At 46.9% G+C, this 22,695-nt stretch carries 17 protein-coding genes; 3 read left to right on the top strand and 14 right to left on the bottom strand.

Features of this window, described 5'->3' with window-relative positions; translation table 11 throughout:
* The 14 genes from KOI40_RS13740 to KOI40_RS13675 form a co-directional block, all read right to left on the bottom strand.
* Positions 1–1,341 carry a putative O-glycosylation ligase, exosortase A system-associated gene (locus KOI40_RS13740; protein WP_233710268.1) on the bottom strand — a complete coding sequence of 447 codons (1,341 nt, stop codon included), beginning with the start codon at positions 1,339–1,341 and terminating at the stop codon, positions 1–3.
* A complete protein-coding gene (locus KOI40_RS13735; RefSeq protein WP_216098101.1) occupies positions 1,320–2,600 on the bottom strand; it encodes a glycosyltransferase in 1,281 nt (426 codons plus the stop codon). The genes KOI40_RS13740 and KOI40_RS13735 overlap by 22 nt, the downstream gene beginning before the upstream one ends.
* Positions 2,597–3,823 carry a TIGR04063 family PEP-CTERM/XrtA system glycosyltransferase gene (locus KOI40_RS13730; RefSeq protein WP_216098100.1) on the bottom strand — a complete coding sequence of 409 codons (1,227 nt, stop codon included), beginning with the start codon at positions 3,821–3,823 and terminating at the stop codon, positions 2,597–2,599. The genes KOI40_RS13735 and KOI40_RS13730 overlap by 4 nt, the downstream gene beginning before the upstream one ends.
* Positions 3,820–5,775 (bottom strand): XrtA/PEP-CTERM system amidotransferase, encoded by a 1,956-nt coding sequence (locus KOI40_RS13725; RefSeq protein WP_216098099.1) that lies wholly within the window; start codon positions 5,773–5,775, stop codon positions 3,820–3,822. Before KOI40_RS13725 ends, KOI40_RS13730 begins: the two co-directional genes overlap by 4 nt.
* A 109-nt stretch (positions 5,776–5,884) precedes the next feature.
* Positions 5,885–7,048 (bottom strand): TIGR03088 family PEP-CTERM/XrtA system glycosyltransferase, encoded by a 1,164-nt coding sequence (locus tag KOI40_RS13720; RefSeq protein ID WP_216098098.1) that lies wholly within the window; start codon positions 7,046–7,048, stop codon positions 5,885–5,887.
* A complete protein-coding gene (gene xrtA / locus KOI40_RS13715; protein WP_216098097.1) occupies positions 7,049–8,653 on the bottom strand; it encodes an exosortase A in 1,605 nt (534 codons plus the stop codon).
* Positions 8,646–9,881, bottom strand: coding sequence for a TIGR03087 family PEP-CTERM/XrtA system glycosyltransferase (locus KOI40_RS13710; RefSeq protein WP_216098096.1), 1,236 nt, complete (start codon positions 9,879–9,881; stop codon positions 8,646–8,648). The genes xrtA and KOI40_RS13710 overlap by 8 nt, the downstream gene beginning before the upstream one ends.
* A gap of 1 nt (position 9,882) precedes the next feature.
* Positions 9,883–10,941 carry a FemAB family XrtA/PEP-CTERM system-associated protein gene (locus KOI40_RS13705; protein WP_216098095.1) on the bottom strand — a complete coding sequence of 353 codons (1,059 nt, stop codon included), beginning with the start codon at positions 10,939–10,941 and terminating at the stop codon, positions 9,883–9,885.
* Complete coding sequence (locus tag KOI40_RS13700; RefSeq protein WP_233710267.1) at positions 10,932–11,867, bottom strand: XrtA system polysaccharide deacetylase; 936 nt, start codon at positions 11,865–11,867, stop codon at positions 10,932–10,934. Before KOI40_RS13700 ends, KOI40_RS13705 begins: the two co-directional genes overlap by 10 nt.
* Positions 11,849–12,973 carry a non-hydrolyzing UDP-N-acetylglucosamine 2-epimerase gene (gene wecB / locus KOI40_RS13695; protein ID WP_216098094.1) on the bottom strand — a complete coding sequence of 375 codons (1,125 nt, stop codon included), beginning with the start codon at positions 12,971–12,973 and terminating at the stop codon, positions 11,849–11,851. Before wecB ends, KOI40_RS13700 begins: the two co-directional genes overlap by 19 nt.
* A 68-nt stretch (positions 12,974–13,041) precedes the next feature.
* Positions 13,042–14,517: a TIGR03016 family PEP-CTERM system-associated outer membrane protein gene (locus tag KOI40_RS13690; protein ID WP_216098093.1), complete on the bottom strand. Its 1,476-nt coding sequence runs from the start codon at positions 14,515–14,517 to the stop codon at positions 13,042–13,044.
* Between the two features lie 10 nt (positions 14,518–14,527).
* Entirely contained in the window at positions 14,528–15,577 is a 1,050-nt protein-coding gene (locus tag KOI40_RS13685) for an XrtA-associated tyrosine autokinase (protein WP_216098092.1), read from the bottom strand.
* Positions 15,578–15,619: 42 nt separating this feature from the next.
* Complete coding sequence (locus tag KOI40_RS13680) at positions 15,620–17,161, bottom strand: XrtA system polysaccharide chain length determinant (RefSeq protein WP_216098091.1); 1,542 nt, start codon at positions 17,159–17,161, stop codon at positions 15,620–15,622.
* A gap of 24 nt (positions 17,162–17,185) precedes the next feature.
* A complete protein-coding gene (locus tag KOI40_RS13675; protein WP_216098090.1) occupies positions 17,186–17,815 on the bottom strand; it encodes an XrtA/PEP-CTERM system exopolysaccharide export protein in 630 nt (209 codons plus the stop codon).
* Positions 17,816–18,458: 643 nt separating this feature from the next.
* On the opposite strand from KOI40_RS13675, the gene KOI40_RS13670 reads away from it, so the two are divergent.
* The 3 genes from KOI40_RS13670 to prsT all read left to right on the top strand — a co-directional run bounded on the left by KOI40_RS13670 (position 18,459) and on the right by prsT (position 22,572).
* Positions 18,459–18,662, top strand: coding sequence for a hypothetical protein (locus KOI40_RS13670; protein WP_216098089.1), 204 nt, complete (start codon positions 18,459–18,461; stop codon positions 18,660–18,662).
* A 57-nt stretch (positions 18,663–18,719) separates the two neighbouring features.
* A complete protein-coding gene (locus KOI40_RS13665) occupies positions 18,720–19,586 on the top strand; it encodes an ExeA family protein (RefSeq protein ID WP_216098088.1) in 867 nt (288 codons plus the stop codon).
* 100 nt (positions 19,587–19,686) lie between these two features.
* Positions 19,687–22,572: an XrtA/PEP-CTERM system TPR-repeat protein PrsT gene (gene prsT / locus KOI40_RS13660; RefSeq protein WP_216098087.1), complete on the top strand. Its 2,886-nt coding sequence runs from the start codon at positions 19,687–19,689 to the stop codon at positions 22,570–22,572.
* Positions 22,573–22,695 lie beyond the last annotated feature (123 nt).

Here is a 22,695-nt window from a genome sequence, read left to right as displayed (position 1 = left end):
CTAAACACCTTTCCTAAAGCCAGACTCATATGTGTCAGGTTTTTCAGACTCCACTCCCCTCCTGCCAGGCAAGTCAAACATGTTTCTTCTCCGCCGGGCTGCACGTACAGGTGTGCATTGATGTCTCATTAACAAAGCAATCGCAAAGAGATGCCAAGGAAGATCAAAGTAACTTAAACTCAGGAAAGCGCCACCGGAACAGTAGGCCACGATGCTAAGCTTAATCATCTTGGCCAGTTTAGCCTGATGGCTATCTTGGTCTGTATTTTTTATCACCCAGTTCAAGTTTCCCCAAGTCATCAATAATACAGTTATAAATAAAAACAGCCCGATCCAGCCACTGTCACCCAAAACACCAAAAAAGATGCTGTGCGCGGCATGAACTGCCAATGGATCAGGGGCATACATCATGAAACTTTCCGGTTTCCAGGATTGCAGACCCGCCCCAAACAAACGGTCATTCGCCACATTGATACTATATTGCCATGCGTTAATTCTTCCCATCGCGGAGGCATCTTCTTCATAGTTTTGTATGGTTTCCATTCGGGCATGCCATGTCTCTGGCATAAAATTGAAAGCTACAATGGCCAAGACAATTAACAATGGGCCAGTCAATATCTTGTAGGAAGACGACAACCAAAAGTATCCGCCCAAGGCCATAATAGCCAACAATGCCCCTCGGGATTGAGACCCTAAAGCCGAAGCCAAACTCAGAAAAATAGCTAATAGCATCAATGGCTTAAGCCATTTATAGGTTGCAATCTGATATATGTAAATCATCAATGGCACAACCATCAGTGTCGCCAGGGCAAGACTGTTATTCTCTTCGACAAAGCTGCCAGGAGGCCCCCATACCCGATAAGCACCTCCCGTCAATATGGTAAAAATACCGCCTTTGATGCTGTAAAAACCCAGGGAAAAAACAATAACATAAACCAACCAATCGATCTTTTTCTGATCGGTCATTAGCATCATCGTTAGCACGGTCACCAGTTGAATCTTAAAGATCCGATCGTACATAGACCACGCACTCGAAGGGTACATGGCGAAGATCGTGGAAAGTGATAGCCAAATAAAAAATATCCCCCAGGTTATCGTCGTTTTGTCGACCGGGATACTTTTTTTGGATTTATCCATAAAAATGGCCATAATCAGAGTCAAAGCCACAATTTGTGCAAACGGCATACTGTAAGCAAACCCCCAGGTTAATCTATGGGGATTCATGTAACTCAACCAGGACCAGACTAAGATACCAATATATGGCCGTTTGATGATGAAAGGCAGTGATCCGAAAACAAGTGCTGTTACCAGTAAGTCTCTCACTTTTTCGAAGCCTCCCATTTCTTAGCATGCACGTTCGCACCGTGGGCTTCGGTAGAATTTTCAGGAGAAAATGCTGACTGGTATATCTTTAACAAAGACTCATTGATCGTGTCATACCAGAAACGTTTCGACAAAGTTCGAATACGCTGTCGATCAAAGTGACGTAGCTTTATGACTTCAAGAGATTGGCGAAAAGCTTCGGCCGTTCTTGTGGGAACTAATTGACCAATTTCCTCTGAATTGACCGTTTCGGGATTGCCCCCCACATCCGTCGCCATAACCGGAGTGCCACAGGCAATGGCTTCCAGCAATACATTCGCACAGCCTTCCCTGCTGGATGCCAGGCATACAAGATCAACCGCATTATAAATCTCGACCAGACGACTTTGCTGCAGATTACCTAAAAAACGGACTCTGTCTTTCAGGTTTAACGAGATAACCTGTTTCTCCAGCTGTTGACGATCTTCACCTTCACCAACAACCAGTAACGTGATATCCGGAATGGATCGAATGGCCTCAATCAAAAGGTAATGCCCCTTTAATTCAATCAAATTCCCCACAGAGGCTACAGAATACTGAGATAAACCGAGTTCTTTACGTAAAGCGACTCGTTCGGCCTCACTTTGTGCGCTAAATACGGTTTCATCTATGCCATTGGTAACAGTCCTTACTTTATGGGGATTCATTCCCAAGGAAATCATTTTTTTATTCAAATCACCAGAGACGCATAAATTTATGGCAGCTTTACCAGCGGCCCACACGATCATTTTCCTGGCCAGCCAATAGTCCGGGATAAAATTGATATCACTGCCTCTGGCCGTTATGCAAAACGGCGTTTTAAGCCAGCGAGATATCAGTGCTACTGCGACCCCATCCGGGTAAAAATAGTGACTATCGACCAAATCCCAATTCACTCCTGAACGTCTTAAACGGACTATCGTCATCAATACGCTCAGGGCGAGAAACCAGGGCGTCAGATACATGCCGATTTTAGGAATGACCAAATACTTTGGGTGTATAACCCGGATTCCTGAACGATACTCTTCACGGGGAATACTCTGGTATTGTTGATATTGTTCCAAAGACAACCAGCGGGTTAATCCCAGCCTATTCCAAAGCCAGAGCAAGATCCCGGGAAACCACGGCACCGGAGCCACCACCACAGCATTAACCCGCCCTGATCCCACCAGGCTTTTTATGCGGTTTTCTACAAAAATACCATGCCGAAACTGGTTTTGATTCGGATAGAGCGTTGTTATCACCAGAAGATCAATCACAACCCACCCGATAAAATTGGTGCATAGACTGCATTGTAACGTTCGGTACTGGCCTTCCAGTTACGCTCACCTTCTACATACTGTCGTCCATTACTTTGCAAGAAACCCCAGACATCGCGTTCTTTAATGGCTGTCAAAATGGTTTCAGCCGCTGCATTCAGGTCACCGGCCTTGAAGAGATAACCTGTCTCTTTATCAGCAATCAACTCTTGATGCCCTCCGACATCAGAGGCGACAACCAGCTTCCCCTGTGCCATTGCTTCCAGAGGCTTCAGTGGAGTCACCAGATCCGTTAAACGCATGGGTAATCTTGGATACACCATGATGTCCACAGCGTTATAAAAATCCTGGATGGTGTCATGGGGCACACGTCCCAAAACCAGAACATGTTTCTCCAATTTCAACATTTTTACTTTTCGTTGAATGATAGCTTCTTGAGGGCCACCCCCCACTAATAACAGTTTCACTGATGGATTCTGACGAACAATCATGGGCATCGCGTCCAGAAGAAACGACAAACCCTCGTATTCATAAAATGAACCAAAAAAACCCAGCACAATCTTGTTATCTAATCCGTGCAGTTTGATCAGCGCTTGCGGTTTATCCTGACAAACCTGGAATCGCTCAATATCCACAGCATTAGGTATCACGGTAATTCGATGAGGGTCGACGCCCCTCGCAATAATGTCTTTTCTCAAGCCTTCACAGATGGTCGTCACCGCATCCGCGCGATGAAACACATGGCTTTCAAGCCTGCGTGTTAAAAAATAGCGTAGGCTTCTGGCATCGCAAGTCCCATGATTCACAGCAGCATCTTCCCAGAAAGCCCTGCATTCATAGACAACCGGAATGTTACGGGCTTTACCCACTTTCAGAGCAGCAATACCATTGAGTGCAGGTGAGTGGGCGTGAAGTACATCCGGCCTGACCTCATCCACCACCTCATGAAGTCGTTGTGTTAACCCTCGTATGACACTGAGAGGCTCTGCCAGTGAATAATTATGCCAGCCACCTGTTTTCCTTTGGGTCCGGAAAAAATGCAGACCATCGACCTCTTCCCGTTCGATGTATTTTTCTGCGCCGATCTCCACATCATGTTTTGCTGATGTCAGGTGCTCTGTCTGCCAGCCCATCGCTCGCTGATGCCGAAGGATAGAGAGCGTGCGAAACGTGTAACCACTGTGTAGCGGGATGGAATGGTCGAGAATATGTAAAATCTTCATGCCGGAACTGCCCTGATTTCTGATTGGTGTACAGGCGTTCCCAGTTGCGCTTCACTACGCATGAAGGCCTCAAACATAAACAGGGTCCATATCAAGGTACTGTGATCCCTGACTCGCATCTGGTGTTGATTGATCAATGTCTCGATAAAAGTCAGATTAAAGTAGCCACAATCGGCCATTAAACCACCCAATAGACGCTGTTTAAGCAGTGGTTTGAGTGGTCCTCGGAACCAATCCGCCAAAGGAACTGCAAATCCCATTTTGGGGCGGTAAAGGACGTCATTGGGCAGATAAGGCTCCATGGCTTTTTTCAGCAGGTATTTCCCGCATTGTCCATTGAGCTTCAACGCAGGGGATACCCCCGAGATCCAGTCCACCAGCTTGTGGTCGAGCAAAGGCACACGAACCTCCAGGGCGTGAGCCATACTGGCCCGGTCGACCTTGGTGAGAATATCGCCGACCAAATAGGTTTTGGTGTCGATATATTGGATCATTGTCAGAGGATCATCTGTCGGTGCCTTTTGAGCATACAGTTCAAACAGATCCTGCGTTCTGTAGCCCTGAAGATCACGTTTAAAATTATCGGAAAACAACTCTTCCCGTTGCTGAGCTGTGGTCAGGCCGACTGTATGGAAATAGGCTTCGACCGAGCTTCGGGCTAATGCCTCAAACGTCGTCTTGGCCCTGAATACCCGAGGAGCCCAATCGGCCTTCGGATACAATCGACCCAGCGGACCAAACACCCCCCGTCGTATACCCAGCGGTAACTTGGAGCGCAAACGCTCTTCATTCATATGCCAGCGATAACGCCGATAACCCGCTAAATGTTCATCACCACCGTCACCAGACAGGGCAACGGTCACTTTTTTACGGGCTAATTCACAGACCCGATAAGTGGGTATAGCGGAACTGTCAGCGTAGGGCTCGTCGTATAACTCGGCCAACTGGTCCACCAAAGCGAAATCATCACTGGCAACGTTGCCCTCGAAATGATGGGTTTCATAACGTTTGGCCACCATTTGAGCGTATTCGGTCTCATCAAAACGGTTAACGTCAAACCCGATGGAGCAGGTGTTCACCGGAGAATCGCTCAATTCGGCCATCATGGCAACGACCGTTCCCGAATCCACGCCGCCAGAAAGGAAAGCCCCCAAAGGAACCTCGGCAATCATCCGGATTTTAACTGCTTCACGGATGCGCTCGACCAGCTCTTCCTGTAAGTCTGCCTCAGATTTATGCTCTGAGGGCTGGCAATGCAAATCCCAGTATTGTTTAGGTTCAGGCATAAAAGCCGGCAATGAGTTATCGACTTTCCTGTCAACCAATAGACTGTGTCCCGGGTTGAGTTTTTTCACTTGCTGATAAATGGTTTTAGGCTCAGGTACGTAACCCAGGGAGAAATAATCCTCAATAGCTGTAGGATCCAGAGTACGGTCGATATTGGGCAGGCATTTCAGCGCCTTAAGCTCTGAGGAAAAAGCCACACAGCCATCATCAAGCAAGGTATAAAATAACGGTTTAATACCCAGGCGATCGCGGGCCAGAAATAATTGCTGGCGATTGCGGTCCCATATGGCAAAGGCAAACATGCCCCTGAAGTGATCGACACAGCGTTCGCCCCACTCTTCCCAGGCATGAACGATGACTTCGGTATCACACCGTGTTTTAAACGTGTGGCCACAGTTCTTGAGCTCTTCCATCAACTCAATGAAATTGTATATTTCTCCGTTATAGGTCACCACAACGGAGTTGTCCTCGTTAAACAGCGGTTGGTGGCCACTGGCAATATCAATAATTGAAAGCCGTCTGTGCCCCAGGCCGACACCCGGTTCAATATGAACACCAGCGCCATCCGGCCCGCGATGATACTGAGTCGAATTCATCTGCTCCAGCAAACTCTCGGAGATGGGTTTATGACCACGAGTATCAAATAATCCGACTATACCGCACATGAGGAGTTATCCCTGTTCCCGCATTGATGTAACTTCATTAACCCTGACACCCCTGTACTGTTTCCTGAGCCGCATTTCCTGATCAAGCGATAGATGTGACTGAGAAATATCATGAATGTCTCTCCATGGCGCGCTGTGTCTGACCCGATAACACACCAAGGTATACATCTGCATAATTTGAGACTGTCGATTCCCAGTTGAAAGAACGCTCTACTTTTTTTCTGCCTGAGGATCCATATTGCTTACGCAAGGCCTCATCGGTCAGAAGCTGCAGTAAGGCCCTGACCAATGCATCCGGATTCTGAGGTTCTACCAGCAGTCCCTGTTCGCCATCGGTAATGATTTCCGGTGTTCCACCAACACGGGTAGCAACGACAGGGAGTGAGCACGCCATAGCCTCTAACAAGGTATTGGAAATACCTTCCGCCAGAGAGGGCAGCACAAAAATATCCATGCACTGCAAAAGCTGAGGTACATCCTCTCTATCGCCGACGAACCAAACCTGCTCCGACAGCCCCAATTTTTTGGCATGTAATTCAAGAGCATTACGCAGCGCCCCGTCACCAACAATCAGCACCTGTAACCTGTCCACGAGAGAAGGATTCAGCTTCAACAGTAGAGCCACAGCGTCCAGAAGCCCCTGTTGATCCTTCACGGGGGTCAAACGACCCACAGTACCTATGACAAGATTGTGCTCATCAGACAATGAGGGTGGGATATGATTTGATCGGACATTTGTCTGATTGGTAAATTTGGTCAGATCCACACCATTATAAATCTGCCGGATCTTTAGAGGGTTGACGCCAACCCTATCAAGCAACCAGCTTTTTAAATCTTCACTTACGGCGATATAGTGATCAATCAGCGGTCGGGTTAAACTGCGAAAAAGAGTATATTTCCAATTGCTGCCATCCAGATCACTCATATCACGACCATGCTCGCCGTGAATACGCTTTGTACCCGGTAATCCCAGTGTTACCAGCTGTGCTTCAAGTGCCGCCAGGTTGCGGCTGTGGACGATATCAGGCCGATACTGACGCAGCACCTGCCACAATCTTTTATAACTCCCCAGATCATGTCCTGGAGATTTGTTTAACTCGATGACCGGGACGTCAGGTTTTTGAATACGCTCGGAAAATTTTCCACTGGTGGTCAAACAAATCACCATATGCCTGAATTGATCGCTTGGCATACGGTTGATGATATTCACCAACCCATTTTCCAAACCGCCAGTATCCAGAGCATAAACAATATGAGCAATCAGTGGTGGCATTTAATGAATCTCCCCCTGTGCATTTAATACAACTTCTAACTTGGGTGAGAGCTGACTCATAAAAGACTGCGCTTGCAGGACTGACTGATCTACAGACTCGGTCACTGAAGTCACGACATAAATTCGGGAAGAGCTTGTCTGTTGAAAAGTCAGTTTTGATAAGGCCTCCATGAGCTTAGCGACATAAGGACTTGAGGTGTCGTAGTCATCTATACGGTACCAGCGCCAGATCAACAGCTCATGTTGTGAATTCTTGATACGCGCCTGCTCGACAGAGGCGGGATGATCAAAAATGTATACCTCTGTTCTTTTTTGTTCCAACAAATGCCACTGCTGGCCTTTAATCTCCGGAATAATCCATTGATCCAGACCATTAACCAATTCACTGCCTTGATCCTGATTTATATACTGATTAATAAACAAGCCGATCACACTATCACCATTACGGTAGAAACTTGCGTGGGTAAGGTCTGCGCCATCAGTGAATGGCCGCCAATGCCATTCGGGATTGGCCTGATAGTGCCAACCATCCGGTACTACCGGAAGAATCAGAGAAAAATTATCCAGTGCCGTCTTATTTTCCGGCAGTAATGAAGGTATTAATGGCCAAATTGAGGAGGAAGCGAGAATTATCAGAGAAGCCAGAAATATTGGACGTTGAGACTTTTCTGCTGAAGACTTAGAGCTTGTTTTCCCAGAAGCAGGTTGAACAGCATCAAACTGATATGCTTTGCCATGAGCGTTTATACTGTCATCCGCTGCACTTGGCAGATCGCGGAAAAAGCTGCCAACCAAAAACATCAGAAAGATGATGATACCAAAGAAAAGCCAACCATAGACCAGGTGATCGACTCCGACTGCCAGGGTCATATCACTAAAATGACCAATCATTACAATTAAATAAGCCCGGGCACTGTTCGCCAGAATTGGCACTAAGACAGAAAATGCCACAAAGATCAAACGCTTGGTTGTGGAGTTATAGGTCAGGTATGCGTACAAACAGCCAAGAGTGACCGAAGCGATCAGGTAACGTATCCCACTGCAAGCCTCAACCACAGACCAGTTCCCAGAAGGCAGGGAAAAGTATAATCCCTCCTGATACACAGGGACGCCACTTTGTCTGATCAGCCATACCGTAGAAGACGCGGTAAAATCCATCATTGGCGGTATGAGATTTTCACCCATAGGCACCATAAACAGCAGAAATGCCAGGGGAAAGAGCAACCGATGGGCCACTTCCGTCCCCAACAGGGCACATACACCCAAAATCAATAACAAAACAAATGAAAGCTGCTGAATGACCATGACATCAACCAGGGAGCTCATCAGCCACAACAGCCCAATACCAAGAATAGGAAGAATAAACAGAGGCTGTACTTTTGGTGTTATTTTTGACAGTTCAAATCTGAGTTGCCAAATCAACCAAAGCGATACAGGGGCAATAATAAATCCGTGAGCAAATGTCCCCGAACGATACCAGATGGATATCATTGACATCAGCGTGGGCCAATAGATCACCAGCAGAACAAAAGTGTAGATCCCGACTGCCATTAACGCCCGGCGCCACTGAGGATTTAGCGGCTGAGCCAGTGCAACACTACTCATGCTCCAACTCCCTGACTACTGGCTGCTCAAGGAACTCCCCGACTCTGGGTAATGTCTGGCTCCAATTGAAGTCTCTGAGAACCTTGGCACGAGCCGCCTGGCCGATGGAAAAAGCATTGCTTTTGAGAACAGTTGGTACAAACTCCTGGTAGTCCTCCAACGAATTGGTCAGTAAAATCTCCGCCCCCAATTCGGCATCAATGCCTTCCAGACCCGCACTGCTGGTCATCACCACCTTTTCCATGGCCATGGCTTCCAGCACCTTGTTTTGTACCCCTCTGGCGAGACGCAGAGGAGCCACAACTGCGGTTGCGTACTTTAAATAGGGCCTAACATCATCAACTTTTCCGGTTACGACGACACCGTCCACCTCCGAAAGGCAGCGCACTTTACGGGTTGGATTGCGCCCGACAATATAAAACATCAAACTCGGAACCATCCGTCGTAACTCTGGAAAAACGTCGCGGACAAACCAGATAACGGCATCCACATTCGGCCAATAGTCCATAGCGCCAGTAAAAACCAGAATCGGAGCTGGATTTCTGTACGGGTCTTTATAATCCAGTACCGGATCAAAAAAATCAGTATCGACACCATTGTTATAGAAACCGATTTTATGCTCCGAACCTGGCACAAGACGTTTAAACAACTGGGATTCGGCGCTCGAAACCAAAAAGCTGTAATCGGCCAAGGCTGAAGCCTCGCGTTCAAACTCAAGCAACTTCTCTGCTTCCCGTCGATAGAGCCAGCTCATGGGAAAAGATTTTGTCTCTGAATACTGAAGCCATTTATCCGAGTCCACATCCACGAAGTCGACCACGATCCGTCGATCCTTTTTACAGACGCCCGTCAGATACTGTGCCATGGCTGATGAAAAAACCACACAACGTTTAATATTGCGTTCAACTAATTGCGCCCTTACCCACCTATCCATACCAGCATCGGCATAGTAAGGCAGAGTAATTGCCTCTCCCCGAAGCAGACCTTTCAGACTTTTGAGTCGGCTGATCAGAGGGTCGAGTGGGAGACATAAAACCTCACTACAGAGGGCTTCGAGGCAGGATATATACTGACGATCTTCAGGATCATCACAAAAGCAACCCAGTGATACGCTATAATGCTCAGCCAGATAGCGGAGCAAATGATATGAGCGAATCTTATCGCCTTTATCGGGCGGGTAAGGGATTCTGTGGCACAGATACAAGAGCGCAGGCTTTTCCGCAGTCATGTCAACCCAAGCTCCGGGATAACAATGGGCCAAACATATTGGCAACCGGCAAGGGCATTTTTTTCCAGGCGTTGATAAACATCTGGTACTTGGGGTTGGACGGGTTCACCTCAGGAATAGATGACGCTTTAACAAGGAAGTTCTCGTAATACAAAGGTTCTGGCTCAAATCCCCAGTTTTTCTTGAAGTTATAAGGGCCGGTACCCACTTTGCTGCGTCCATAATCGAATATTCTGATCCCCTGATCACAGGCATTTTTCATCAACTCCCAGTACATGTAACCGTGCGCATAAAGATCCCTGGCCGCCGCGGTGCTGCCCGCGTAATAAGGCAAGACCTGATCTTTAAAGTAAAAACTCAGCACTCCGGCCACATCCCGTCCCTCATGCGTGATCATCAATGAACGACAGTCATCGCCAAACACTTCACGCAGCACCCGGAAGTACTTTGCCGGAAAGACCGGAGTACCCAGGTTTCTTACACTTTCGGCATAAACGTTATAGATACGGTTTCCATGCCACCCTTCATCACCAACCAGCCCTTTTTGGATCCCCTTTCTAACGACTGCTCTCTGCTTGTTGGGGATTGATTTCAGAATTTTTTCGTGATCTGATTCAATTTCCTTTCGAAAGGTGGCGTACAAGGACTTGGTTGGCCAGCCTGCATTTGATGGTGCTTGATTTCTCAACTCAAGGGTATCTACCGATAATTCTTTGGCCAGTCCGCAGGCAGCTTCCGTCAGTAAATTTTTCACCAACTCATCTCTTGCGACAATTCCACCATACACACAAAAAGGCAGCGAGATCAGGGATTGTCCAAAAAGAAAGCTTTTAACATGGCCGAGAGGCAGGATACCCACAATGTCATCGTTGTCCGTGACATACAGAAAGTAGGTCTTGTGGCCAAAGGCTTTTTCCAGAACCCGTTTCCAGCCAGATCTGTGAAAAAAAGTAGCTTCATTTGACAGCTCTACAAAAGAGTCCCACTGTTCAGAGAGGGTCTTGCCTCCCGGAGTTGACGCAACGTCTGTTTCAGGCAAGTAGTGCAAACTCAAAGACACGGAACTACCTCCCGAGTCGACCGCTCATTCACATCAGAATTTAAGAATATGCTATCCATCCGAGACCATTGGAAATCATTCAGTAAACGTTCCAGTCGATCGTATGTTTTCCGTAAATTTAAATAATGTCGAAAACGTGTCTTTTTAGTAATGCCGTTTACCCTTGGTTGATCATGGTCAATTTCCCAGGGATGAAAATAAAAAATACACGCTTTTGATTCTTTTTCATTAATGGAGCTAATTGCCCAACGACTGAACGCATAGGGAAACAACCGAAACCAGCCACCACCACCACAATTGACATTGTGGCCAGCGATGGGGATCGTTGAAATGGGAATTTCAAGAAACCCCTTTTCTGCGGTCCGGAAAGGAAAACGAGAAGCGCCAGGCATGCCATACAGGTCATGCTTGACAGGTACAATGCTGGAGCTGTACTGATACCCGGCATCAGCCAATTCATCCAACGCCCATAAATTGGTCTGATTGATCGAATAACTTGCCGCCCGATATCCCTTCACGCAAGCCCCAGATATATCCTCTAAAAGATGCTTGGTCTTACGGACATCTTCTCTGAACTGAGCACGATCTTGATGAAAAACACGGGTATGATCCCAACCATGACTTGCCAGCTCATGGCCTTGCTCGACGATTTTATGAATCAAAGCCGGGTAACGTTCTGCAATCCAGCCCAACGTAAAAAAAGTGCCTTTTACATCATAGCGGGAAAACAAATCCAGAATACGATCAACATTATTTTCGACCCGGCACGGAACATCATCCCATTGTTGACGGGAGATCGTATCTTCAAATGCGGACACCTGAAAATAATCTTCAACATCCACTGTCATTGCATTCGTCATTGATGACGAAGTCATAACCCGGGGGACACTTTTCGCTCCGTCACGAGCTACCCCTGCACTATCCATGCCTGTATGATCTCCACAATCCGTTCAGCCGCTTGTCCATCCCAGAACTCCGGCACCTTTCCTTGTTTGCCACCGTTGTGCATCACTGAATTAAAGGCCGAGCGTATTTTTACAGGGTCTGCCCCTACCAATATATTCGTGCCCTGAGTTATAGTGATCGGACGCTCGGTACTCTCTCTCAGAGTGATACAAGGTACTCCCAGAGCCGTTGTCTCTTCCTGAATGCCGCCGGAGTCAGTCATAACCACTTTGGCATCTTTCATAAGACCCAACATCTGTAAATAACCCTGGGGTTCAAGCAGGGCAATTCTGGAAGTTTCCAGTTTTTTCAGCAAACCATGTTGCACAAGCTGGTTTCGAGTACGTGGATGAACAGGAAACACCAACTCCAGAGTTTCACTGGCCTCCAATAGTGAGTCGATAATAGACGTCAGAACTTCAGGATCATCCACATTGGAAGGCCGATGCAAGGTAACCAACCCATAGCCAGACTCAAGTTTCAAATGGGTCTCATCAAGAATTTCTTGACTGGGAATCGCATACTCAGCGTTGTACAACAACGTATCGATCATGACATTGCCAACAAAATGAATCTGTGACGAATCAATGCCTTCATTTATCAAGTTTTCTTCAGCACTGCGTTCAGTGGTGAACAAAAGATCTGATATCTGGTCAGTGAGAATACGATTAATTTCTTCAGGCATGGAACGATCAAAGCTACGCAGCCCTGCTTCGACGTGCACGACTGGAATATGCTTTTTAACGGCCACCAATGCACAGGCAATAGTAGAGTTAACATCTCCCACAACCAGTACGACGGAAGGCTTAACTTCATCTACTACAGGCTCAAACCGTTTCATTACTTCGGCGGTTTGTACCGCATGAGACCCAGACCCTACCTCCAAATCCATATCCGGCTCCGGAATGTGAAGCTGTTCGAAGAATGAACGCTTCATTGCAGTATCATAGTGTTGCCCGGTATGAATTAAAGTTGCCGATAACGGGCACTCCTTACGATTCAACGCACGCATAATGGGCGCTATCTTCATAAAGTTCGGTCGTGCACCGACGACGCATAACACCGATGGATTCTCATTTACATTCATGTAATTAGTCCTTTATTACCGCATACCCTGTACTTGCAGCGTTTTACTTTTCCTTAAGCTTTGGAACATTACCACCTCATGCCAATACCAACGGTAATTCTGTTTTCTGTGTATTCGCTATTTTGTGAATCCGCATCACGATCACTAAATGCGTATGTCACACTCAAAGAAGTTTTCTCACTGATCTTTTTTGTCAAACCTAAATAGACACGCATCACATTGGAGTCCGAGCCTAATACTTCTGAACCACTGGCAACGGATGTATCGGTATATGAGATCCGTGCATTCGCATTCATATGCGGAGTCAGGTCCCTACGCACACCAACGCCCACAGTAGTGAATGTTGAGCTGTAACCGTCTTCTTCTCGAGTTTGCTCTGAACTGGTACCGTCGACAGTAATCGCAGTTCTCCCCCGAGACCAGCGATATCCCAGTTTTAAGCGTTCATCAACAACAGGACTACGAGTTAAGGTTGTCTGGTTTAAACCAATCAAGATCAACTCACCATTTTGATCCAGGATAGGATCGCCATTTTGATCAACAATAGGGAAAAATTCAGGCTCAGTACGTAAGTTTCGGGTAAAGGTTAAAGTCTTTTCATATTCCAGAGAAAATTGACTGTGCTTTAGCCGATGAGAGATGGATACTTTAGGTGTATTGTCAAAAAATTTCTCACCGGCGCTCATTAAAACCCGGGTCCTGGGATTTGGCGTCCACTCAAATCCTGCACTCCAGATATTACCTTCAGTTTCATCATTGACCGTTTCAAAATCATTAAACTCATCACCAACAGAACCGAAAATTTTCCATTTACGGTTTATCTGGTAGCCGAGATTAAACGATACCGATGACAGCTCATCTTGCTGATCAGGTGTTGAGGAATCCTCATCGTAAGAAACCTTTTGATAATTTCCCTGAAGACCCCAGCTTAATTTTGACCATCCTGGCAAACTGGTCAGTGAAGCGAACACAGATTGCTGATCACTATTTCCCACGACACTTTCCGAGTTTTCCTGATCATCGTAGGTGTATCGAATATTAAGCTTTGCGACATCACTGAAGCGATGTATCAGATAAGGACTTACCGAGTAATCGTAAGTGGTATTGCGGTTGTCATTTCGATTCAGGTTACTATCACCGGATGACTCAAATGGATTTATACTGTTTTGTTGTATGTTTGCGGTTCCATCTATGTATAACAGATTAGACACGAGCTCGACCGTACCGTTCCCACTGAGTCTGGGATTCAGGTTGTCATCATTTCCTCCGTTCGAAGAACACTTGTTACTGTCCGTGAGGTTATTCACCTCCATAGCACCATAGACGTTTAATTTAGCTCTTCCGCTTGATCCCTTGATAGAAAAATTTGGCGTAACCGTGGTAATAAACTCACTCTTTTTATTGTCCTCGGACAAACACACATTATCAGTGAACACCTCCCGGACATTCACTCCATAACCGCTCTTCCAGTCTCCCGCCAAAGCTCCCTGGGAAACACTGCAGACACAAGCGGCAGCGATGGAATATCGACGAAATGCTGACATACAATCGCCTTTAATACTCGTCTTTAGATGCGTGATAATGTCGTGATCGTCTAGCTCCCTCACCATAACCGTATCCATAGCCGTAACCATATCCGTGTTTCGATAGCGGATTTTTTCTCGTTTTATTCAAAACAAGCCCAATAACCTTGTCATCAGCGATATGCTCTATTGCCTCTTCTACAGCGCTTTGTGCCGATTGTTCTGCGGCAACAACGAAGACAACCTGCCCCACAAGGCTCGCAAGGACACTAGCCTCTGTAGTAATCAATAATGGCGGCGAATCAAAAATAATGACCCGATCCTGATAGCGGACAGATAATTCACCCATCAGCCTCTTCATGTTATCGCTGGCGAGTAACTCGGTAGCATGTTCATGGAGACTACCAGCAGGCAGTACTCTCAACTTGGGTATATCAGTGTGGATCAAAACATCACTGAATTTCATGCTTCCATCTTCAAGCAAGTCGATCAGGCCCGGACTGTCATCAGGTATCCCTAAGGTGGTTGCTGCAGAGGCTTTGGTAACATCAGCATCCACCAGCAAAACCGTTTTATCCTGCTCACTGGCAATGCTCATAGCCAGATTAATCGCCGAAAAAGTCTTCCCCTCCCCTGGTAACGCACTGGTGACCATAATCAAATTGGCATTATCAACAATCGTTGCGCCCTTTTTATCAATGTTTTGCAACAGGGGACGCTTGATGGTTCGATACTCATCCGCTATCTGACTTCTAGGACGCAGTGGAACAATCATTCCCTTTGCCAGCATTTCGTCGACCGGCAGATGATGAATGACCCTGTGAGTGCTTTCAGCCAGATCCGATTTATGAAGGCTTGGGTCTTCTTCTACTGTTTTGACTGTTTTCTCTGGACGTTCAGGCTGACTTGCGCTGGGTTCCGTAGAGTTAATACCAGGCTCACCAGAAACTCTATCCTCAGGGCTGAAGCTCTCTGCTTTCTTCTCAGACTGCGAACCAGAACCAGGTGGTGGAGCATTCAAAAGGGCATCACGTCCTTTCTCACTTTCCAGTTTACTGATTGCCTTTTCAATAATGCTCATAAGAATTAACCTGACTCCATCCGTTGAGTATGCTTGCATTCACTAAAATATTAGACCTTGTCCGACTGTGACTCCCGCGAAAGTCACCAGTAAACAGACTGCCACAGAGGTAAACACCAGGGTCGCTTTAAGCTCCTGACGCGCCTGATGAGGAGCCAAAATCATGGATACAGACCCTAGCACCGGCAAACCTAGTTTTTCACTCAAGGTTAACTTATCAACGAATACTGGCTTCAATAATGTCAATAACAGAGCAAGGCCAATCCCGGCCCCCAAGCTCAAGATTAATACCCCGGCATTCAACAATAATTTATTGGGCTCTGTAGGCTTGAGAGGAACATAGGGCGGGTCAATTACCCGGAAACGGATATCGTCTGCATTTTTTTCCACATTTTCAGATAACAACGCCGATTCACGTCGTTTTAACAAGGCCTTGTGTTGCTGAGAGATGACCTGATAATCACGATCCAGCTGCTGTAGTTCCACCTCGATTTCGGGAATATTGTTTACGGTACCCTCCAACTCATCGACCCGGGTCTGATACTCACTGACACGCACGCTCAATTCAGCCACCTTGGCCTCAGTTTCAGCCAGCATGGTCCTCATGCTTTGATACACCGGACTGGACCCGAGACCACTGAGTGAAGAAGGCTGGAGCTCCATCGCACGATCAAACTCACGACGTTTCTCGGCCTCTAAAGCAGAGATTTTTGTTTTGATCTGAATCATCTCCGGATGAAGATCTGTATAACTCAGAGATAGATAATCGAGTTTTTCCTGTAGTGCCTGAATACGCTGATCTATCGGTGAGTAACGCCCACTGTCGTTGATCGAAGAAGAAAAGAAGACAGGCTCTTCGCCTTCAATCTGATTAGTCAACTCTTTCTGACGGTTCTCCATTTCCCGAAGCTCGAGCTTTGCCGAATTTAATTGGGCTTTGGCCATTTCCAGACGCTGGTAATAAGAACCCGCCTCACCAGGCAGCATACCAACATTGCGCTTTTTAAAATCCGCCAACCTGGCTTCAGCTTCAGACAGTCTCACTTCGTAATCGGCAATTTGCTGATCCAAAAACGCCTGCGCACCTGAGCTGTCTTTTCTTTTCTCTCCAAGTGTCGTTTCGATGAAAATTGTAATTAAAGACTGGACAATACGCTTGGCGGTTTCTCGATCCTCGTGTTTGAAGGAAACAGAGTACAAAGACGTATTTTGCCTGTCGCCCTGGAGAGAAATGTTATCTTTCAAATCTGCCAGAAGCTGCTCTTCTTGAAGCTCTGTTTTCACGTTAAGATCCAGATCCGCCATCCGCATCAGTTTTTCCAGATTGGGCCGGCTTAGAAGCGTCCGACTCATCAGAGCAACCCGCTGATTGACATCTGGCTGAATGGCCAACCCCCTCAGCAGTGGACGTAGCAAGCTGCTGCTATCGACATCCAGTCTTGCGGTTGCCATATAAGAAACCGGTAGCGACCAAACCCATACCCAGCCGCCGATTGCCAGCACCCAGGCCAATGCCAGCCCGTACCATTTAAATCGCCAAATTCCGATCAGGTATCCATAAACCTGCGCAAATATCTGTTGCATCCCTCAATCCCCTGCGCGCACGACTTAGAACCAGGCTTCCGGAATAATAATGATATCCCCGGGCATCAGAGGTGTATTGGCAGAGATATCACCATCGCGGATCAAATCTTCAACTCTCAGGTTATAAATGGATTGTTTGCCACCAAAACTTCTGACCAGAACCGTCTTGTTTCCGTCAGCAAAATCACTCAAACCACCAACACTGATCATTAGGTCAAGAAGTGTCATGTTCTTGTTATAGGGAACATTGAGCGGTTTTGAAGCTTCACCGACCACACGTACTTGTTGAGTTGGGATCCCGACAAAGCCATTCACAATCACACTAACCACCGGGCTTTTGACGTATTTCCCATAGGCCTCCTCTATCTCTCGAGCCAACTGGGTAGAAGTGCGTCCACTGGCTGGAATATCTTCTACCAGGCGGGTAGTGATTTTTCCATCCGGCCTGACGGTAACCGTTGTTGATAACTCCTGATTACCCCAGACAAAAATCTCCAGGGAATCACCCGCACCAATCACATAGTCATAATCGGACGTTTCATCCACCACCTGCGGATACTCCTGGGAGCTACAGGCTGCCAGAGCAAAAATTATGGAAAAACAGGCAACAACCCGGAAAGGTAGATACAAGTTACTCTTAAAATATTCGGACACAGACTGCCTCCTTGAGCTGTCATCGAATTGTCTTGGAGATTAAAGTATAGACGCGTATTTCATCAATACTTCATTAAACACATGAATTAAATGCCGATACCAAACAAATATGTCTAATACTTTTTCACGGCACCAAGTAACAACAACCAAGAATAACAATAGACAGAATTGGATTACCGCGCCAATCCCGGACACTATTCTATTCTTATAATCACTCAGTTTTAATACGAAAAATGATTAAATTGGACTGCCCCAAGTTTTTACATCTTAAAGAAATTAAAAAAATAAAAAGGTATAACCATTTTGCTGGTCAAATAAATCAGACCATTTTTTGATGCTACCTAATCATATTCTCTCATCGATGAAAATGATTTTTGCTTGTTTGGACGAACTTGAATGTCTAACCTAACGATAGCGAACGCAAAATAATCAAATCTTTGATGGCTTGTTATAAAGAATGAATCTCTTTAAATCATTTCGCTCTATATAAGGGTTTAAAGACTGCCTAAGGATTCTCAGGATTCATAATCTCTCACAACCAGAAGTTCGCGACTTTATTTTAGTCAGACCTATGAAAACCATCGGTTTGACTTCATACAAAGGTTTGAAAGAATGACTCATAACCTCACAGGGAAAAGCGTCCATGGTTAAGAAATTATTCATTACTCTGGCAAACTTATCAGGTATATGCGGTATAGTATTCTGCGGAGTTTCCGGCGTGGCACGGGCAGCAGGAAGCTACTATTTATTTGGCTATGAAAACATGACCGTATTCAACGCCGGTATCGGCATGATGGTTTTATGCATTCTGATCAAACAAGAAATACTTTTATGGGCTTCACATTAATTGCTTCCCCGGAGAGAAAACTTTGACTCTCCAGAAGTAAACAGAATTGGATTTCTCATGTACGAAACATTTTATGGACTGAAAGAAGAACCCTTTAGGCTGACACCTGACTCACGTCTCTGTTTTCACCACCCGAGCTATAAGAACGCCAAAGCCTATATGCAGTACGCCCTGTACCGCCGGGAAGGGTTTGTTGTCGTTACCGGCCAGCCAGGCACAGGCAAATCCACATTAATCAGTGATCTGACCTCGGAATTCGATGGAGGACAGGTTAAATTCACCAGCCTCAACTGTACTCAGGTTCAGGCAGATGATCTCATTCGCCTTATTGCCTTGAACTTCGACCTCGACGGCACCACAGAATACAAATCTCTGCTCCTGCATGGATTAAAACAGCTGTTTCTCAAGCTGCATCAAGAAGGAAAGCGCTCACTGCTCATCATTGACGAGGCCCAGGACCTTCCCGAAGGAGCCTTAGAAGAGCTTCGCCTGTTAACCAATTTACAGCAAAACAACCAGCCCCTACTTCAAATCTTCCTTGTCGGACAAAGTGAGCTTAGGGAAACCATACGCTCTCCACAACTCGAACAACTGCATCAACGTATTGTAGCAACCTGTCATCTGGAGCCTCTGAACCCTGAAGATACGGAAAATTACATCATGTATCGTCTGGAGCAGGTAGGCTGGAATGATAACCCCACCTTTGACCCGAGAGTTTTTGAACCCATTCAGAAAGTCAGCCAGGGTATTCCACGATTGATCAATCTGGTGTGCAGTCGCCTGATGCTCCATGGCATGGTTGAGGAAAAGCGCCATATCGACATGAAAGACCTGAAAGTAGTACTCGACAGTCTGGCACAGGAAGAACTGATTCCAAAATTCGATTTCCCCGATAAGGATCAGGCAGTTTTGCACAGCATCTAGACTATGAATGTGTCTTACACAGATTAAGGAAATCAAGGTACGCTCATAAACAGGGGCGTCACTGGATACAGGGAAGTCATCACCATTGATAGTAAATACTATGCGAATATCTGCACAAAAATGCCTGCTGATTACCGTCAGTCTTTTAGTAGTAGTTGCTGCACCTCTCACAGCCTATTCTCAAAGTCGTTTGCAGGAGTTCCATGAAGATGCATCTCGCCTGTATCACGAACAGGATTATCAAAGCTCACTGATTCAACTGAAAAATGCTTTGCAGATCAATCCAGAGCATGTCCCTTCTTTGGTACTTTCCGCTGAGGTCTGGATCGCCCTTAACAATCCCGAAGCCGCAGAAGATGCCCTGATAAAAGCAAGAGTCCTGGGCGCTGATCGACGTTATACGGATCTGAAACTGGCAGAAATTTACCGAGAACAAAAAAAATACCAAAGCATTCTGGATGAACTGTCTATTCGTGGGCTCAAACCACAACAGACCGTCGACATGCTGGGGTATATCGCCGAGGCTCAGCTAAGACTGGATCAGGAAGCAAAGGCCGAACTGACAATTCAGCAGGCAGAAACACTGATACCCGGTGCCCTGAGACCCAACCTGGCGCAAATACGTCTGGACATCAGCCGGCAGCAATTCCTGAATGCCATTCAGCTCGGACAACAGCTAGTGGAAAGGTATCCCCAAAGCAGTGAAGCCTGGAATCTATACGCTTCTGCGATGCATGCTGAAGGAAGGCTACAGGAGGCTCTGAAGAACTATGCACAAGCCTTGCAGGCTGACCCGGAAAACCTCGAAGCCCGCATGGCCCGCATTGGCCTGCTGCTGGATATGCAGCGTACCGAAGACACCCTCCCCGATCTTGAGTACTTCAATCAACACTACCCCTACGAGCCCAAGGCCGCCTACTTCCGCGGACTGGTTTACTCTCGCTTGCAACAGCCGGACAACGATTACGCAGAGCAATCCACCCTTCAACTCAAAAACTGCACTGAGATTATCAGTCAATTGCCATCTGAGAAGGTTCGAGCCGACCAACAGCTCAGCATGATTGCAGCTCTGGCTCATTATGGATTATCTGAATTTGAAGCCAGCAAGGAATACCTCAGCCAGTACCTGAGAAAGCACACCAAGGATCCAGGTGCCAATCGTCTGATGGGCGATACATTAATCAGACTCAATGATCCGCTTTCAGCTATTCGGTACCTGAAAGTTGCTTACAACACCCACCCAGAAGATAAACAAACCCTCGAACTACTTGCCTCAGCTTACTCTCAGGCGGGCCACCACGATCAAGCGACCGCCTTTTTAAAAGAACTTCAAAAAAACAATATTGACACCAACTCAAGAGATACCCATGTCGACACTCATTTGGCTCTGAGCATGTTGCAGACACGTCATTTCGATGCCGGTATCGAACAGCTCAAAGCCGTGTATCAGCGGGATCCGACCAACCAGCAAGCGGGCTTTTCTCTGGTTCTGGCTCTGTTGAAAGACAAGCAATACCCGCTGGCGCTCCACTACGCTCAACAACTGGCTAAACACACTCCAAAGAGCATCAGCACACTGAACCTTCTGGGGGTCGCACAGCAGGCAACGGGGGACTTAGCGGCGGCTCAAGCAACTTTCAGGGCCATCTTGATGTCCGCTCCTGACAGCATCCCCACACAGATTAATCTGGCGAAAACTGAATATGCTTTGGGCGATGCTCGAGCGTCCAGGCAGCGTCTTGAACTGGCTCTTACACAGCATCCAGATAATCTACAGGTTATGCTGGCGCTGGCCCGTATTAACCTTGAGGAAAGTCATTCAGACAGTGGTAACGCCAAGACGGAAGAAGCGTTGCGACTGACTGAAAACGCGTACCGGCTGAATAAGGACAGTATGGATGCGCGACGCCTGCTGATTGAGGTTTATCTTCAGAAGCACAACCATGACGCTGCTGAAGCACTGGCCCTGGACACTGTAAGCTATTATGACGGTCCAACAGGCAATCGATTCGACGCAAGCATGCTGCTGGGTCAGGTGTACCAACAGATCGGTAAACCCCGCAAAGCGGTTTCGCTTTACAAAACCATGACCAAAAACGCCGGGTTTAACACCGATACTCTGTATCAAATCTCTCAACGCCTAATACAGTTGCAATCCTGGGAGGCCGCCAGACACGCACTCTACAAAGCACTCGAAGGCAACCCTGAACACATGATGTCACAACTCGACTACATTCGGGTACAGCTGGCACTGAAGGAATATCAGGGCGCCCATGAGCGGGCCATCGCTTTTATCAACAAGTACCCTGCCAACCTGAATGGCTATCTCTTGGCCGGCGAAAGCCTGATACAACTTAAGCAACCGCTACAAGCACTGAAATTTTATCAAGCAGGATTGAATCAGGGTTTTGATTCCCGCCTGGTTCTCAACCAGGCCTCCCTTCTTGATGCACAGCGCACCGCCGACAAGGCTGCTGCCCTGCTCAAACATTACTGGCAACAAAATACTCACCCCAGTGTCGGAGCGGCTTACAGTCACTACCTCATCAAAGAAAAACAATGGGAGGAGGCGCAAAAAACTCTCGAGAGGCTGATTGCGGTTGAACAGGACAATCCAGGCTTTCTCAACAATATGGCTTATGTGCTGGATCAACGCGGGGAAAGACAGGCTCTCGACTTCGCTCAGAAAGCGTATCAACACGCTCCCGATAACCCTTTTATCAATGACACACTCGGTTGGCTTCTGGTGAAATCGGGCAAACCCGAAGATGGTCTTCGCTATCTCAGACAAGCCGTGGTACGCCTTTCAGGCAAGCCTGAACTGCGTTATCACCTGGGTAGAGCACTGTTTGACCTCGGGCGTACCCTTGAGGCCAGGCAGGAACTGGAGCAAGCCATTTCAATCGGGAGCGACTTTGAGGGCAGGAATGACGCTCTGGAGCTTTTGAAGAATCTGAAACAAACACAGCCGATAACGACTCTGTGAATTTGGATTTGCTAAAGCCTATCGTGGAATAGGCTGTCAGCTTTTTTTACAAGATGTTGAGTTTGACGAAACCATCATTACAGTTACCCGCATAACTCACTGAAAACTATAAGCTTTATATCA

The sequence above is a fragment of the Pseudomaricurvus albidus genome (assembly GCF_018863235.1).
Taxonomy (GTDB): Bacteria; Pseudomonadota; Gammaproteobacteria; order Pseudomonadales; family Cellvibrionaceae; genus Pseudomaricurvus; species Pseudomaricurvus albidus.
This window is presented reverse-complemented; position numbering and strand designations above follow the sequence as displayed.

Excerpts from the sequence above, each read along its gene's own strand:
- KOI40_RS13740 (WP_233710268.1), bottom strand. The coding sequence starts at position 1,341 with ATGGGAGGCTTCGAAAAAGTGAGAGACTTACTGGTAACAGCACTTGTT.
- KOI40_RS13730 (WP_216098100.1), bottom strand. The coding sequence starts at position 3,823 with ATGAAGATTTTACATATTCTCGACCATTCCATCCCGCTACACAGTGGT.
- KOI40_RS13725 (WP_216098099.1), bottom strand. The coding sequence starts at position 5,775 with ATGTGCGGTATAGTCGGATTATTTGATACTCGTGGTCATAAACCCATC.
- KOI40_RS13720 (WP_216098098.1), bottom strand. The coding sequence starts at position 7,048 with ATGCCACCACTGATTGCTCATATTGTTTATGCTCTGGATACTGGCGGT.
- xrtA (WP_216098097.1), bottom strand. The coding sequence starts at position 8,653 with ATGAGTAGTGTTGCACTGGCTCAGCCGCTAAATCCTCAGTGGCGCCGG.
- KOI40_RS13710 (WP_216098096.1), bottom strand. The coding sequence starts at position 9,881 with ATGACTGCGGAAAAGCCTGCGCTCTTGTATCTGTGCCACAGAATCCCT.
- KOI40_RS13700 (WP_233710267.1), bottom strand. The coding sequence starts at position 11,867 with ATGGATAGTGCAGGGGTAGCTCGTGACGGAGCGAAAAGTGTCCCCCGG.
- wecB (WP_216098094.1), bottom strand. The coding sequence starts at position 12,973 with ATGAATGTAAATGAGAATCCATCGGTGTTATGCGTCGTCGGTGCACGA.
- KOI40_RS13690 (WP_216098093.1), bottom strand. The coding sequence starts at position 14,517 with ATGTCAGCATTTCGTCGATATTCCATCGCTGCCGCTTGTGTCTGCAGT.
- KOI40_RS13685 (WP_216098092.1), bottom strand. The coding sequence starts at position 15,577 with ATGAGCATTATTGAAAAGGCAATCAGTAAACTGGAAAGTGAGAAAGGA.
- KOI40_RS13680 (WP_216098091.1), bottom strand. The coding sequence starts at position 17,161 with ATGCAACAGATATTTGCGCAGGTTTATGGATACCTGATCGGAATTTGG.
- KOI40_RS13670 (WP_216098089.1), top strand. The coding sequence starts at position 18,459 with ATGGTTAAGAAATTATTCATTACTCTGGCAAACTTATCAGGTATATGC.
- KOI40_RS13665 (WP_216098088.1), top strand. The coding sequence starts at position 18,720 with ATGTACGAAACATTTTATGGACTGAAAGAAGAACCCTTTAGGCTGACA.
- prsT (WP_216098087.1), top strand. The coding sequence starts at position 19,687 with ATGCGAATATCTGCACAAAAATGCCTGCTGATTACCGTCAGTCTTTTA.